Source organism: Salmonella sp. SG203, assembly GCF_013350575.1.
GTDB classification, from domain to species: domain Bacteria; phylum Pseudomonadota; class Gammaproteobacteria; order Enterobacterales; family Enterobacteriaceae; genus Salmonella; species Salmonella enterica.
This window is the reverse complement of record NZ_SNMT01000001.1, coordinates 127,621-140,583: the sequence shown is the minus strand read 5'-3', so window position 1 is coordinate 140,583 and position 12,963 is coordinate 127,621. Positions and strand designations below refer to the sequence as shown.

Sequence of the window (12,963 nt, the reverse complement as noted above, 5' to 3'; positions counted from 1 at the left end):
CCACATAACCACACAAAGTATAATGTTATTGTTATGAACCGTACTAACCAGCTGATCTTAGGTGCAGTAGTTCTGGGTTCCACGTTACTGGCAGGTTGTTCAAGCAACGCTAAAATCGATCAGTTGTCTTCCGATGTACAGACGCTGAGCGCTAAAGTTGAGCAACTGAGTAATGACGTAAATGCAATGCGTTCTGACGTTCAGGCTGCTAAAGACGACGCAGCTCGCGCGAACCAACGTCTGGACAACAAAGTATTCCGCATCTGTAAATAATTTGACGCACGATATAAAATGGCGCACATCGTGCGCCATTTTTTTGTCCGTCGTTTGCTGCGAAGGCTACTGCGTGACGCGCGTTTGCCCCTCTTCTCCGACAAAACCGTTCTGAGCGGATTCGACTGCGGTCGTATTTACCGCTGGCGTCTGCCCGGCGCTCACGCTGACTGGATACCCGGCTCGCCGGTATAGCGCCTTATCGACCAGGCGACTATCCACCCCTTGTGCGTTTCTGAACGCGGTAAATTCCGCAGGCAACACATAGGGCATTGTCTGCACGTTTTGCTCTTCTTCCGGCGATAGCGGCCTGTGTACCTCTACATAACGAATGCCATTCGGCTCGACAGAGAATTTCACTGGCTGGTTAATCACTTTTACCGGCGTCCCCGTTCTGACCTGCGCAAATAACGCTTTGATGTCCGGCGCGTTCATGCGAATGCAACCGGAACTCACGCGCAGACCCACGCTATCCGGCGCGCTGGTACCATGAATGAGATATTCCCCATTACCGTGCGCCAGACGCAGCGCATAGCGTCCCAGCGGGTTATTTGGCCCGGCAGGGATCACCGGCGGCAGCGTGATCCCCCGCTCAAGCGAACGTTGGCGTATGCCCGCCGTCGGCGTCCACGTCGGGTTGGGGATCTTTTGCCCTATCCGGGTGTCCATGACGGGAGTTTCCAGCCCCTGCAAACCGATGCCGATGGGATACACCTGAACGCGGTTTTCTCCCGGCGGGTAATAATACAACCGTAGCTCCGCGAGGTTGACGATAACGCCTTCCCTGGGCGCATCCGGCAATAGCATCTGCGAGGGAATGGTAATTAGCGTACCGGGCTTAGGCACCGGCGCAATCGTATTGTTCGCTTCAAGAATGAGCATCGCCGCCGTATCAAAACGCCGGGCGATAGCCTGCAGGTTTTTATCACCTTCCTGTACGGTATAGGTTTGATTCTGACCAATAAGACGGCTGCCTACGGGCGGTAATGGATAATCAACCGCCCAGGCTGCCTGTAACGCGCTATACGCGCCGATAATAGTTAGCGTAATGAAAGACGCACGTTTCATACCAAACCTCCTGTATTCCTGGTGATGCCCTCTGCGACGACTGGTAGCGCTTCGCTTATCAGAACAACAAAATATACGCTCTGTCCACTCTGGATAAAGCGACGTCGCCGTCCGACAAAGGATTTGACATCAGGTAGAACGCTGTCTGTACAGTTTAGCTAAGAGTGGCGGCCTTAGCGCGAATTGCGCGAATCATTGCTTCCAGCCCCTGAGAACGAGAAGGCGTGAGGTGCTGCGTAAGCGCCATTTTTTCGAACCATGGCCGGACATCAAAATGCACAATATCCTGCGCCGTCATTTGGTGGTACAAAATAAATACCACCGCCATAAGGCCTTTAACGATCGCCGCGTCGCTGTCGCCCTGCAATTCGATAATGCCGTTGGCGTTTCGCCGCATCACGATCCACACCTGGCTCTGACAGCCATGAATCGTATTTTGCGGATTGCGATCCTGCGGATTTAACTCCGCCAGGCGCTGCCCCAACTCAATAATATATAAATATTTCTCTTCCCAATTAGCGCAACGCGTAAAGTTACGCAGAAATTTTTCTTTATCCGGTAACGCAGCCATAAAACCTCACTGTTATCCCAATAAGCGGTGGATACGCGTTAATCCTGCCACCAGTCGGTCCACTTCTTCATGGGTGTTATACATCGCCAGCGAAGCCCGGCACATTGCCGGCACGCCATACCAGGCCATGAGCGGCATCGCGCAGTGATGCCCCGTTCGTACCGCGATGCCGTAATTATCAAGAAAGCTGCCGACGTCGTAAGCGTGGTGTTTACCCAGATTAAACGCGATGACGCCCAACCGCTGCGCCGGGCCATATAGCGTGATATCAGGCACCTGCGCCAGTTGCTCCAGCGCATAGCGCATCAGCATCTGCTCATAATCGCCAATCTTATCCAGTCCCAGCGACGTCACATAGTCAATCGCCGCGCCCAGACCAATGATGCCGCCAGTATTCGGCGTTCCCGCCTCAAAACGCCAGGGCGCTTTCGCCCACGTCGTTCCCTGCGTCAGGCTGACGGTCGAGATCATCGACCCGCCCCCTTCCCACGGCGGCATTTCTTGCAGCAACGCCTCTTTAACATACAGAATGCCGATGCCGGTCGGCCCGTAAAGTTTATGGCCGGAGAAAACGTAAAAATCGCAGTCCAGCGCCTGGACGTCAACAGCATGGTGCATCACGGCCTGGGCGCCATCCACCAGCACTTTCGCCCCATGCTGGCGCGCCAGCGCAATCATGTCCGGCAGTGGGTTTTCCGTCCCCAGCACATTGGAAACATGGGTAATGGCCAGCAGTCGGGTCCGGTCATCGAACAGTGCTGCTAAGGTCTCCAGCCGCAGCGTACCGTCAGGATGCAACGGGATCACGCGCAGTTCGGCGCCTTTGCGCTCGCACAGCATCTGCCAGGGAACGATGTTGGCGTGATGCTCCATCTCGCTGATAATAATGTTATCCCCGGCGCGAATATTTTCCGTTCCCCAACTGTTGGCGACAAGGTTAATGCCCTCCGTCGTACCGCGCACGAAAACCAGTTCTTCTGCGGAGCGGGCGTTAATAAACCGCGACGCCTGCTTACGCACATTCTCCATGCTTTCGGTCGCCTGCGCGCTTAACGTATGGATACCTCGATGTACCGCAGCATAGCCGTGACGGTAGAAGGCAGATTCAGCATCAATCACCTGATTAGGTTTTTGAGCGCTGGCTGCGCTGTCCAGGTAAGCCAGCGGCAGGCCGTTAACTTCACGCTGCAGTATGGGAAAATCCGCCCGTACTTTTTCTACAGGAAATGTCATACCAGGCCTCCGGGCAGTCGCTGGCCGATTCGCGCCAGCACCTGCTGTTTAAGGGCGCTATCATGGATAGCTTCCGTTAACTCTGCGGCAAACGCGTAAAGAATCATGTGCCGCGCCTCCTGCTGCCTGATGCCGCGTGATTGCAGATAAAACATCTGCTCATCGTCAATACGCCCGATTGTCGCGCCGTGGCTGCACTTCACGTCATCGGCATAGATCTCTAATTGCGGTTTGGTATCGACTTCAGCCAGTTTCCCCAACAACAGGTTATTATTGGTCATCTGGCCGTCGGTTTTAATGGCGTGTTGCGCCACGTTAATCAGGCCATTAAAGACCGCGCGTCCTTTGTCGCTGACGATGGTCTTGTGCAACTGGCGGCTGTTACAGTAGCCTTTGTTATGTTCCAGCCATGTCCGCGTATCGCAGACTTCATTTTTCACCGGCATCGCCAGACTATTCAGTCGAAGCGTCGCGTTTTCACCATTCAGTTGTGAGCTGCTGTGGTGACGTAGTACTGCGGCGCCCAGCAGAAAACTGTGGCTAAACGCCGAGGCGTCTGTCGCCAGCAGAAGATCGTTATGCGCAAAGTGATAGCTGGACGCATTTTCAAACGCCAGTTTGATATGACGCAGTTGCGCATTGTCTGCAACGTTCATCGTCAGACGCGCGCCGGTAAAATGTTTTGCCGCTGTAAGGCTGACATAATGCTCAATAACCGTCGCTTCCGCGCCTTCCGCCAGCGCCAGATGGTGGCGATAATGCGCGGTATTCAGCTCGTCGCCATCCACGCCCTGCGTGATATGCATTAACAGTAGCGGCCTGGTCGGACGCTGATTTCGCCGTACCTGTATATACGTGACACATTGCGCCAGGCTTTCCGTCAGATGCAGAAAAACCTCGGGATGTACCGGCGCGGCAAGCGTCTGGCGCTCATCCCTGACGCTAACGTCAAATCCGCTGTTTTGCGTGCTATCACTGAGCTCTGGCATAAACCGACCATCGACAAACACCAGCCGCACGGCATCGATTTGCAGCGCCAGCGCATCACGCTGTGCGGCGCTGATAGTCGCACACTGCTGGATAAACTGGCTATGGGTTAAGCCCTCCAGCGGCGTGTATTTCCAGTCTTCATGTTTACGCGTCGGCAATCCCAGACGTAACATCTGTTGTAAATGTTTTCTTGCTTGCTCAGTTCGACTTTCTCCTTTTTCTTCAAAGAGATGCTGCCATTGCTGTAGCGCTTTACTGCTGTTCGGTAAGCCAGCCATAACCCTGCTCCTCCAGTTGTTTGACCAGAGTAAAATCGCCGGATCGGACAATTCGCCCCTGATAGAGGACATGGACGTAATCAGGCTTGATGTAGTCCAGTATGCGCTGATAGTGGGTCACGATAATAAAAGCGCGTTTATCGTCGCGTAACGCGTTGACGCCTTCCGCCACAATTTTCAACGCATCGATATCCAGTCCGGAGTCAGACTCATCAAGGATGCACAGTTCCGGCTCCAGCACCGCCATTTGCAAAATATCATTGCGCTTTTTCTCCCCGCCGGAAAAACCGACGTTTACCGAACGGGTCAGTAAATCTTCCGGCATTTTCAGCAATGCGATCTTTTCTTCCATCAGATCCTGAAAATCAAAGCGATCCAACGACGCCTGCCCGCGGTAGGCGCGCACGGCATTCAGCGCGGTTTGCAGGAAAAACTGGTTACTGACGCCGGGGATTTCTACCGGGTACTGGAAGGCCATAAAAATCCCTTCGCCCGCCCGGTCCTCCGGCGACAGTTCAAGCAGATCTTTACCTTTGAACGTAACCGAGCCGCCGGTGACCTCATAATCTTCACGTCCCGCCAGAGTGGCGGAGAGCGTGCTTTTCCCGGAACCGTTCGGCCCCATAATGGCATGAACTTCGCCGGGGCGAATCTCCAGATTCAGGCCACGCAAAATCGCTTTTTCTTCCACACTGACCTGTAAATCTTTAATGCTTAACATGGGTTTTCCTTCATCATTAACCGACGCTGTGCTCAAGGCTAATCGCCAGCAGTTTTTGCGCTTCAACGGCAAACTCCAGCGGCAGTTCCGAGAAAACGTCTTTACAGAAACCGTTGACGATCATCGAAATAGCGTCTTCTTCGCTGATACCGCGTTGCAAACAATAGAAAAGCTGATCTTCACCGATGCGTGATGTTGTCGCTTCGTGCTCCAGCTGCGCGCTGTTATTGCGGCATTCAACATACGGGAACGTATGCGCGCCGCAGTCCGCGCCAATCAACATGGAGTCGCATTGGGTGAAATTTCGGGCGTTGGTCGCCGTCGGCATAATTTTTACCAGCCCACGGTAGCTGTTCTGGCTGTGGCCGGCGGAAATGCCTTTTGAAATAATGGTTGAGCGCGTGTTTTTACCGATATGGATCATTTTGGTGCCGGTGTCAGCCTGCTGATGTCCACTGGTCAGCGCAACGGAATAGAACTCGCCGATAGAATTATCACCGCGCAGAATACAGCTCGGGTATTTCCAGGTAATCGCCGAACCGGTTTCCGACTGGGTCCACGACATCTTGCTGTTTTCCCCTTCGCACAACGCCCGCTTGGTCACAAAGTTCAGAATGCCGCCCGTGTTGTTGTCGCCCGGGAACCAGTTTTGTACAGTGGAATATTTTACTTCAGCATCTTTATGGATGATGACTTCCACTACCGCGGCGTGGAGCTGATAACTGTCGCGTACGGGCGCGGAGCAGCCTTCGATATAACTCACATAGCTGCCTTCATCCGCCACCAGAATCGTGCGCTCAAACTGACCGGTTTTCTCGGCGTTAATGCGAAAATAGGTGGATAACTCCATTGGGCAACGCACGCCTTTGGGAACATAGATAAATGTCCCATCGGAAGCGACTGCCGCATTCAGCGCGGCAAAAAAGTTATCGTTCCCCGGCACGACGGTGCCAAGATATTTCCTGACCAGGTCAGGGTGATCGTGTATCGCTTCGCCAAAAGAACAGAAAATAATGCCCTGTTCCGCCAGTTTTTCACGGTATGTGGTCGCTACGGAGACCGAGTCAAAAATCGCATCGACGGCGACCTCTTTCCCTTCGCGAACCGGAACGCCAAGTTGCTCGAAGGCGTCTTCAACCTCTTTACTCAAAAAGGTATTCGCGCCCGTTTGCTGTACGGCTCCCGGCTGGGAAACGCAGCTATCGTCGCAGTTTCCGCATGATGGCGCAGAGTAATAGCTGTAGTCCTGATAGTTCAGTTTATCGTAGTGCGCCTTCAGCCAGTGCGGTTCATCCATGTCCAGCCAGGCTCTATAGGCATTGAGACGAAATTCCAGCATCCACTCAGGTTCGTTACGCTTTGCGGAAATCGCGCGCACCACCTCTTCGCTGATGCCTTTTGCCAGTTCATCAGTGGGTAGTTGCGTGAAAAATCCTTCTTTGTAATTAAGGCGTCCGCCTGTCCAGATGCCGACCTCTTCCGTTGCTTCAGTATTACGAGACATAGTACCGCCTATAGCCCAAAACTTTCGCCGCAGCCGCATTCATTCTGGGCTTTGGGGTTATGAAATTTAAATAACTGGTTCAGCCCTTCCTGTACGTAATCCACTTCTGTTCCGTCAATAAAAGGCATCGCCTGTAACGGTGCGAAAAGCTTTGCGCCTTCGGCTTCAAAAACCAGATCGTCTTTATCCGGCTCCCGAACGGTATCCAGAACATAGCCGAATCCGGCACATCCCGTCTGTTTTACGCTTAACCGCACGCCCAACATGCCCGGCTGCTTTGCTGCCAGTTCCCGTATGTGCGCTGCCGCCGCTGGCGTTAACGTCAGCCCTTGCCAGGGGAAGTCCTCCGGGTTAAACGTGCCTGAATGCAATTCCATAGAGTTACCTCGCGTTCTAAATCACCAGGATATAACAGCATGTTAGTGATAATGATTATCACTTCAACCCCTTAACCGCAGGGGCTTTCCAACAAATGGTCATATTGAGCGCCTTTTATTAAGCATAGACCCTGTCCGCCAGGTCATACGACGGACAAAAAACCACTTAACTTTTTGATAAGTAATGATTTATAAGACATTAACCGTTCTGGCAGGTCAAAAACGAAAAGATGTATAGAAAATGACTATTTAATTAATAGGCTGTCGACATTGCCGGGCGGCGAGGTCAGAACCCCATTTTTTGTATGGATACCTGGCGTTGCGCTCTTTATAATCCGCTGCGGTTCTATAACTCAGTTTGAGCTATAGGTTTATGTAAACTCTTTCCGGCATTTCAGGTGCTGAATGAGGCAAGAGGCTTAAAATATGGTTGTTACGCTCGCGTATATCGCACTTTTTTTGGTTTTCTCGTGGGTCATCTTGAGAATTAATCAAAAAAGCGATTCCCTGTCGAAAAGCGTTTTTATCGCTATCTTTTTAGGGGCTGTTATTGGTTTATCCCTGCATTTTATTTCAGCAAATCACACTAAAACTATTATCGAATGGTATAGCATCGTCGGCAATGGTTACGTCCACCTGCTAAAACTGGTCGCTATACCGCTAATTTTTATTTCTATTCTTTCCGCCATCAATAAACTGGAAAATAGTGCCGGCATCGGAAAAATGTCGCTGACGATCGTCGGATGCATGTTATGCCTGGTGATGGCTGCTGGTTTTATCGGATTACTGACCGCCCATGTACTGGGGCTTGACGCCAGCGCTTTTGTGCACATGCCGTCAATGTTAACTACAGAAGAAGTCAATAAGACTGCCGCGGTGTCGATTCCCCAGTTAGTGACATCGCTGATTCCGACTAATATTTTTCTTGATCTTACGGGGGCCAGAAGTGTTTCCGTTATCGGCATCGTTATCTTCACGCTAATAGCGGGGATCGCCCTGTTAAAGGTCAAAAAAGAGGCGCCGGAAGAAGGTCAGAAATTAAGCGCAGGCATTAACGCTATCCAGATCTGGGTCATGAAGATGGTACGTATCGTTATTGCATTAACGCCCTATGGCGTCATGGCATTAATGACTACCGTATTTTCATCATACCACTTTGAACAATTCACCAGCTTACTTGGTTTTATCGGCGCCTGTTATATCGCGATTTTCATGATGTTTATCGTGCATGCCATCTTGCTGATCCTCAGCGGTAATAATCCAGCGCGTTATTTCAGAATGGTCTGGCCCGTCTTAACCTTTGCGTTTGTTTCCCGCAGCAGCGCAGCCTCTATCCCGCTGGCCATTTCCGCCCAGGAAAAATTTGGCGTACAAAGCACCATTGCCAATATTTCCGCCTCGTTTGGCTCCAGTATGGGGCAAAATGGCTGCGCCGGGATTTATCCGGCTATTATGGTAGCGATGATTTCGCCCACCATCGGCATTGATCCGCTCTCGCTGCATTTTCTGGCCGCGATGTTGCCTGCCATTGCGCTAGGGTCTATTGGCGTAGCCGGCGTCGGCGGCGGTGGTACGTTCGCGGCGCTGATTGTCCTGTCGACGTTGAATTTTCCCGTTGCGCTGGTCGGTATTTTTATTGCCATCGAACCTATCGTTGATATGGCCCGCACGGCACTGAACGTTAACGGATCGATGATGTCAGGGGTGCTGGCTAACCGTATTTTGAATAATCATACGGCTGACGACATGCCGGCGGTTATTGACAGACCTTAGTTTTTTACGCGCCCGGAAAAGAAAAACCCTTAAGTCTGTTCAATACAGGCTTAAGGGTTCCGGCCCCATCCGGCGCTTATCTCCGGCACTCTTAATGGCTTAGCTCTTGAAGGGGCATAAGAATAATCTCATAAAGAGAGCGCGCCTTTTTAGCACAAATGGCGATCTGTATTTTTTTTAAACAAAATCAAGGGGGTTATCTATTACCGGGGGACAGTGTCTGGTGAGATTGCCTGGTAACATAGCCGGATGGCGGCTAACGCCTTATCCGGCCTACACAGACTTTATTAATGCACGCCCAACCGCCAGGCGAAATAGATCTCTTCTTTCAGTTCGGTTGCAGAGAGGGTGAGGAGATCGGCAAACTCTAACTCCAGCTGTTTTAAACGCTTCAAATACTGCGCGGGAGAAAGTTCGGTTTTATCACGGCGTAAAAATTCAATCGCCAGTTGGGTTGGGTCCAAATCAGTAGACATATCATCCTCGCTTATGTGTAAACGTGCACAGTATATCACCTTTTTCTGCGCACATTTTGACCAAAAGCAATATGCATCACACTTTTATGGTGACAACGTCACACAATCGCTGTAGTAAGACGCGAAGAACAGCACAGACGTCCCTGTTCATCAAAGATCTCTATCTGCCAGACCTGATGGCGAGCCCCGGTATGCAACGCTTTACAGACGCCTCGTACGCGCCCCTGACGCGCCGACCGTACATGGTTGGCATTCACCTCCAGCCCCACCACCTTTTGCTCCCCCTGCGTACACAGATAGCCTGCGACCGAGCCGATACTTTCCGCCAGCACCACAGACGCTCCGCCATGCAGCAAGCCGAACGGCTGTTTGGTGCGATGATCGACGGGCATTGTCGCTTCCAGCGTATCGTCCCCAATACGCTCAAAGCGGATATCAAGCAGGCCAACCATATTCCCTTCCCCCATCGCATTAAGCGCATCGAGGGTCACTTCACGTTTCCAGATCAACCTATAATCTCCAGTAATGCCTGCAACGGGTGACGCACGCCCGTACCTTCAATGCGTTTAACCTGGCTTCGGCAGGAATAACCGGTTGCCAGGCAACGGTTTCGCGGTAAACGTTGCATCGCCTGATGCCAAGATAGCTCATAAATTCCCAGCGAATTTTTATGATTGGTTAGTTCATGTCCATAAGTGCCCGCCATACCGCAGCAGCCTACGCTGACATTTTCCAGCTTCGCGCCAAAATGGGCAAAGATGGCGGCCCACTGCGCAGGCGCGCCGGGTAAAGCCGTGACTTCCGTACAATGACCAAAAAAGTACCACGGTTCGCCGCTCACCTCGATGGACAGTCTTGCATTTATTTCCTGCGCCAGCCATTCATTCACCAGCAACACATGAAAATCGCCGCGCTGTTCGCCCAGCGCCAGTTTGTATTCGTCGCGATAACACAGAACCAGCGCCGGATCGACGCCCACCATCGGCATCCCCAACGCAGCGATCCGATTAAGGAACTCAGAGGTTTTTTTCGCCGTTTTCGCAAAGCGATTAAGAAAACCTTTAATATGCTGCGCCTTACCATTCGGCGAGAACGGTAACAATACCGGCCTCCTGCCCAGTTTTTCCGCCAGGCGGATAAAGTCCGCCACGACCCGGGCGTCGTAGTAGCTGGTAAACGGATCCTGAACTACCAGTACCGTTTTCGCTTTTTGCTCGGCGCTCATGCGCTCCAGTTGCTCAAGCGTCATATTAGCGGACGGATGGCCCACCAGTTGCTGTTGCAATGAAGGGGCAGAAAGCAGAGGTAAATCCACCATACCGATATGTTTTTTCGCCAGATTACGAACCACCGGTTGGTTAATAAAAAAGTTAAAGGTCTTTGGCGCACGCGCCATCAGCGGCGCGTAGGTCTCGACCGTCGCCACCAGATGATCGCGTACCGGGCGCAGATAACGCGTATGGTAAAGCTGTAAGAAACGTGAACGAAACTCCGGAACATCGATTTTAATCGGACACTGGGTCGTACAGGCTTTACACGCCAGACAGCCGGACATGGCCTCTTTAACTTCATGGGAAAAGTCATACTCGCCTTTGCGTTTGTGCCAACTATTCCGGGTGCGGGCAATCAGCGTGCGTAAGCTGGCGCGTTTTTCCGGCAGCTCCTTTTCCAGCTTCAACGGATCGACGCCGCGATCGGCCAATAGACGGAGCCATTCCCGCACCAGCGTCGCCCTCCCTTTCGGCGAGTGGATCCGGTTAAGGCTAATTTTCATCGACGGGCACATCGGGCTTTTCGCATCGAAATTAAAGCACAGGCCGTTACCATTACACTCCATAGCGCCGCGCCAGGTCTGCCGTACCGCCAGCGGGATTTGCCGATCCCAGGTGCCGCGTTTTACCGCATCCACCTTCATCATCGGCGCCTCTATCCCCTGCGGCGGACAAATTTTGCCCGGGTTAAGTCGATTATTCGGATCAAAAGCCGCTTTTATTTTGCGCAGCTCGCCATACAGGACTTCGCCGAAAAAGGCCGGGCTGTATTCCGCACGAAAACCTTTTCCATGCTCGCCCCACAACAGCCCGCCGTATCTGGCGGTCAGCGCGACGACCTCATCGGAGATCTGTTTCATCAACAGTTCCTGCTGCGGATCGCACATATCCAGCGCCGGACGCACATGCAGCACCCCGGCATCCACGTGGCCGAACATGCCGTAACTTAAGCCATGACCATCCAGCAGGGCGCGAAATTCGGCGATGTAATCGGCCAGATGTTCAGGCGGCACGCAGGTATCTTCCGCAAAAGGAATCGGTTTGGCAGCGCCTTTCGCATTACCCAGCAGCCCTACCGCTTTTTTACGCATCGCGTAAATACGCTCAATACCCGTCAAATCGGTACAAAGTTGCCAGCCGATCACGCCCGCTTCCGCTCGCGCCATCAGGCCATCCAGCCGGTGGCACAGCGCCTCGACCTGTCCGTCAATAAGCGCTTCATCATCACCCGCAAATTCCACGATATTCAGGCCAAGCATCTCTTTATCCGGCACATCGGTAATCAATTCGCTAACGGAGTGCCAGACAATATCTTCCCGCGCAAGGTTAAGGACTTTGGAATCGACCGTCTCGACGGATAAGGCGCGCGCGTCAACCATAAAAGGGGCGTTACGCAGCGCGGAATCAAAGGAGTCGTATTTTACATTCACCAGACGGCGGACTTTGGGTATCGGGGTAATATCCAGCCGGGCTTCAGTAATAAACGCCAGCGTCCCTTCCGACCCCGTTAAGATGCGAGTGAGATCGAAGCGGGTCATGTCATCGTTAAAGACGTGGCGTAAATCGTAGCCTGTCAGGAAGCGATTGAGCTTTGGAAAGCTATCGAGGATAAGTTGACGGTTTTCCAGGCAGGACTGATAGACGGTCTGATAGATGCGGCCTGGCGTCGTCGTGTTTTCACCCAACGTCCGGGCAAGCTCTACAGGCATCGATTGCGTGTCAAGGATATCGCCCCCTAACAATACGGCCCGTATGCCTAAGACGTGATCTGACGTTTTTCCATAGACCAGCGAACCCTGACCGGAGGCATCGGTATTAATCATACCGCCAAGCGTGGCGCGATTACTGGTGGAAAGTTCCGGCGCAAAAAAATAGCCATACGGCTTTAACGCCTGATTAAGCTGATCTTTTATCACTCCCGCCTCTACCCGCACCCATCCCTCTTCAGGATTAATTTCAATAATGCGGTTCATATAGCGGGACATATCAACAATAATGCCCTGGTTTAGCGCCTGGCCATTCGTGCCAGTACCGCCGCCTCGAGGGGTAAATATCAGCGACGTAAAGCGCGGCTCCGCCGCCAGACGGGCAAGAAGCGCGACATCTGCCGTAGAACGGGGAAACACAACAGCATCGGGAAGAAGCTGGTAGATACTGTTATCGGTCGACATTGTCAGACGGTCGGCATAGCTGGTTGCCGTATCGCCCGTAAACCCTTGCTGCTCCAGCGCCTGCAAAAAATTGAGCACCAGCTGAACGACGCCGGGTGCCTGAGAAATTTGTGGAATCATTATATTGACCTTTTCCTGCGGTCTATGTTGTGAACGGTGGCGCCCAACCCGGCGAGCGCGAGCGGTCTACGCACAGGAAGGGATGCTTAATCGTTTGCGTGTTGCGTTATTTGTTGTATCACATTTTTTTCCTGTGC

Annotated in this window: 12 protein-coding genes; 2 read left to right on the top strand and 10 right to left on the bottom strand. The window is 52.4% G+C overall.

Annotation, left to right across the window (positions count from 1 at the left end; genetic code table 11):
• The first annotated feature begins 33 nt into the window (after positions 1-33).
• The gene (locus HV477_RS00730; RefSeq protein ID WP_001082332.1) at positions 34-273 is read left to right on the top strand and encodes a major outer membrane lipoprotein; all 240 of its coding nucleotides are present in this window, start codon (positions 34-36) and stop codon (positions 271-273) included.
• Between the two features lie 66 nt (positions 274-339).
• Here the strand turns inward: HV477_RS00730 and HV477_RS00725 are convergent, their stop codons facing one another.
• The 7 genes from HV477_RS00725 to sufA all read right to left on the bottom strand — a co-directional run bounded on the left by HV477_RS00725 (position 340) and on the right by sufA (position 7,015).
• Positions 340-1,341: a L,D-transpeptidase family protein gene (locus HV477_RS00725; protein ID WP_175064915.1), complete on the bottom strand. Its 1,002-nt coding sequence runs from the start codon at positions 1,339-1,341 to the stop codon at positions 340-342.
• A 154-nt stretch (positions 1,342-1,495) separates the two neighbouring features.
• Positions 1,496-1,912, bottom strand: coding sequence for a cysteine desulfuration protein SufE (gene sufE, locus HV477_RS00720; RefSeq protein ID WP_079898966.1), 417 nt, complete (start codon positions 1,910-1,912; stop codon positions 1,496-1,498).
• 12 nt (positions 1,913-1,924) lie between these two features.
• On the bottom strand, positions 1,925-3,145 hold the full coding sequence (gene sufS / locus HV477_RS00715; RefSeq protein ID WP_000143859.1) for a cysteine desulfurase SufS: 1,221 nt from the start codon (positions 3,143-3,145) through the stop codon (positions 1,925-1,927).
• Positions 3,142-4,413: a Fe-S cluster assembly protein SufD gene (gene sufD / locus HV477_RS00710; protein WP_000907922.1), complete on the bottom strand. Its 1,272-nt coding sequence runs from the start codon at positions 4,411-4,413 to the stop codon at positions 3,142-3,144. The genes sufS and sufD overlap by 4 nt, the downstream gene beginning before the upstream one ends.
• Positions 4,388-5,134, bottom strand: a complete 747-nt coding sequence (gene sufC / locus HV477_RS00705) for a Fe-S cluster assembly ATPase SufC (protein ID WP_079898965.1) — start codon at positions 5,132-5,134, stop codon at positions 4,388-4,390. Before sufC ends, sufD begins: the two co-directional genes overlap by 26 nt.
• 16 nt (positions 5,135-5,150) lie before the next feature.
• Positions 5,151-6,638 (bottom strand): Fe-S cluster assembly protein SufB, encoded by a 1,488-nt coding sequence (gene sufB, locus HV477_RS00700; RefSeq protein WP_000089383.1) that lies wholly within the window; start codon positions 6,636-6,638, stop codon positions 5,151-5,153.
• Between the two features lie 8 nt (positions 6,639-6,646).
• Entirely contained in the window at positions 6,647-7,015 is a 369-nt protein-coding gene (gene sufA / locus HV477_RS00695; protein ID WP_079898964.1) for a Fe-S cluster assembly scaffold SufA, read from the bottom strand.
• A gap of 426 nt (positions 7,016-7,441) precedes the next feature.
• On the opposite strand from sufA, the gene HV477_RS00690 reads away from it, so the two are divergent.
• Entirely contained in the window at positions 7,442-8,788 is a 1,347-nt protein-coding gene (locus HV477_RS00690; RefSeq protein WP_079898963.1) for an L-cystine transporter, read from the top strand.
• 287 nt (positions 8,789-9,075) lie between these two features.
• On the opposite strand, the gene HV477_RS00685 is transcribed toward HV477_RS00690, so the two are convergent.
• From HV477_RS00685 to HV477_RS00675, 3 genes are all read right to left on the bottom strand, one after another.
• Positions 9,076-9,264: a YdiH family protein gene (locus HV477_RS00685; protein ID WP_001537749.1), complete on the bottom strand. Its 189-nt coding sequence runs from the start codon at positions 9,262-9,264 to the stop codon at positions 9,076-9,078.
• 98 nt (positions 9,265-9,362) lie between these two features.
• Entirely contained in the window at positions 9,363-9,773 is a 411-nt protein-coding gene (gene menI, locus HV477_RS00680; protein WP_000637930.1) for a 1,4-dihydroxy-2-naphthoyl-CoA hydrolase, read from the bottom strand.
• Complete coding sequence (locus HV477_RS00675) at positions 9,770-12,826, bottom strand: FAD-binding and (Fe-S)-binding domain-containing protein (RefSeq protein WP_023226942.1); 3,057 nt, start codon at positions 12,824-12,826, stop codon at positions 9,770-9,772. Before HV477_RS00675 ends, menI begins: the two co-directional genes overlap by 4 nt.
• Positions 12,827-12,963 lie beyond the last annotated feature (137 nt).

Bases quoted from the DNA above. Each gene is read 5' to 3' on its own strand.
- sufC (WP_079898965.1), bottom strand. From the start codon at position 5,134: ATGTTAAGCATTAAAGATTTACAGGTCAGTGTGGAAGAAAAAGCGATT.
- sufB (WP_000089383.1), bottom strand. From the start codon at position 6,638: ATGTCTCGTAATACTGAAGCAACGGAAGAGGTCGGCATCTGGACAGGC.
- sufE (WP_079898966.1), bottom strand. From the start codon at position 1,912: ATGGCTGCGTTACCGGATAAAGAAAAATTTCTGCGTAACTTTACGCGT.
- HV477_RS00675 (WP_023226942.1), bottom strand. From the start codon at position 12,826: ATGATTCCACAAATTTCTCAGGCACCCGGCGTCGTTCAGCTGGTGCTC.
- HV477_RS00730 (WP_001082332.1), top strand. From the start codon at position 34: ATGAACCGTACTAACCAGCTGATCTTAGGTGCAGTAGTTCTGGGTTCC.
- HV477_RS00685 (WP_001537749.1), bottom strand. From the start codon at position 9,264: ATGTCTACTGATTTGGACCCAACCCAACTGGCGATTGAATTTTTACGC.
- sufS (WP_000143859.1), bottom strand. From the start codon at position 3,145: ATGACATTTCCTGTAGAAAAAGTACGGGCGGATTTTCCCATACTGCAG.
- sufD (WP_000907922.1), bottom strand. From the start codon at position 4,413: ATGGCTGGCTTACCGAACAGCAGTAAAGCGCTACAGCAATGGCAGCAT.
- HV477_RS00690 (WP_079898963.1), top strand. From the start codon at position 7,442: ATGGTTGTTACGCTCGCGTATATCGCACTTTTTTTGGTTTTCTCGTGG.
- sufA (WP_079898964.1), bottom strand. From the start codon at position 7,015: ATGGAATTGCATTCAGGCACGTTTAACCCGGAGGACTTCCCCTGGCAA.
- HV477_RS00725 (WP_175064915.1), bottom strand. From the start codon at position 1,341: ATGAAACGTGCGTCTTTCATTACGCTAACTATTATCGGCGCGTATAGC.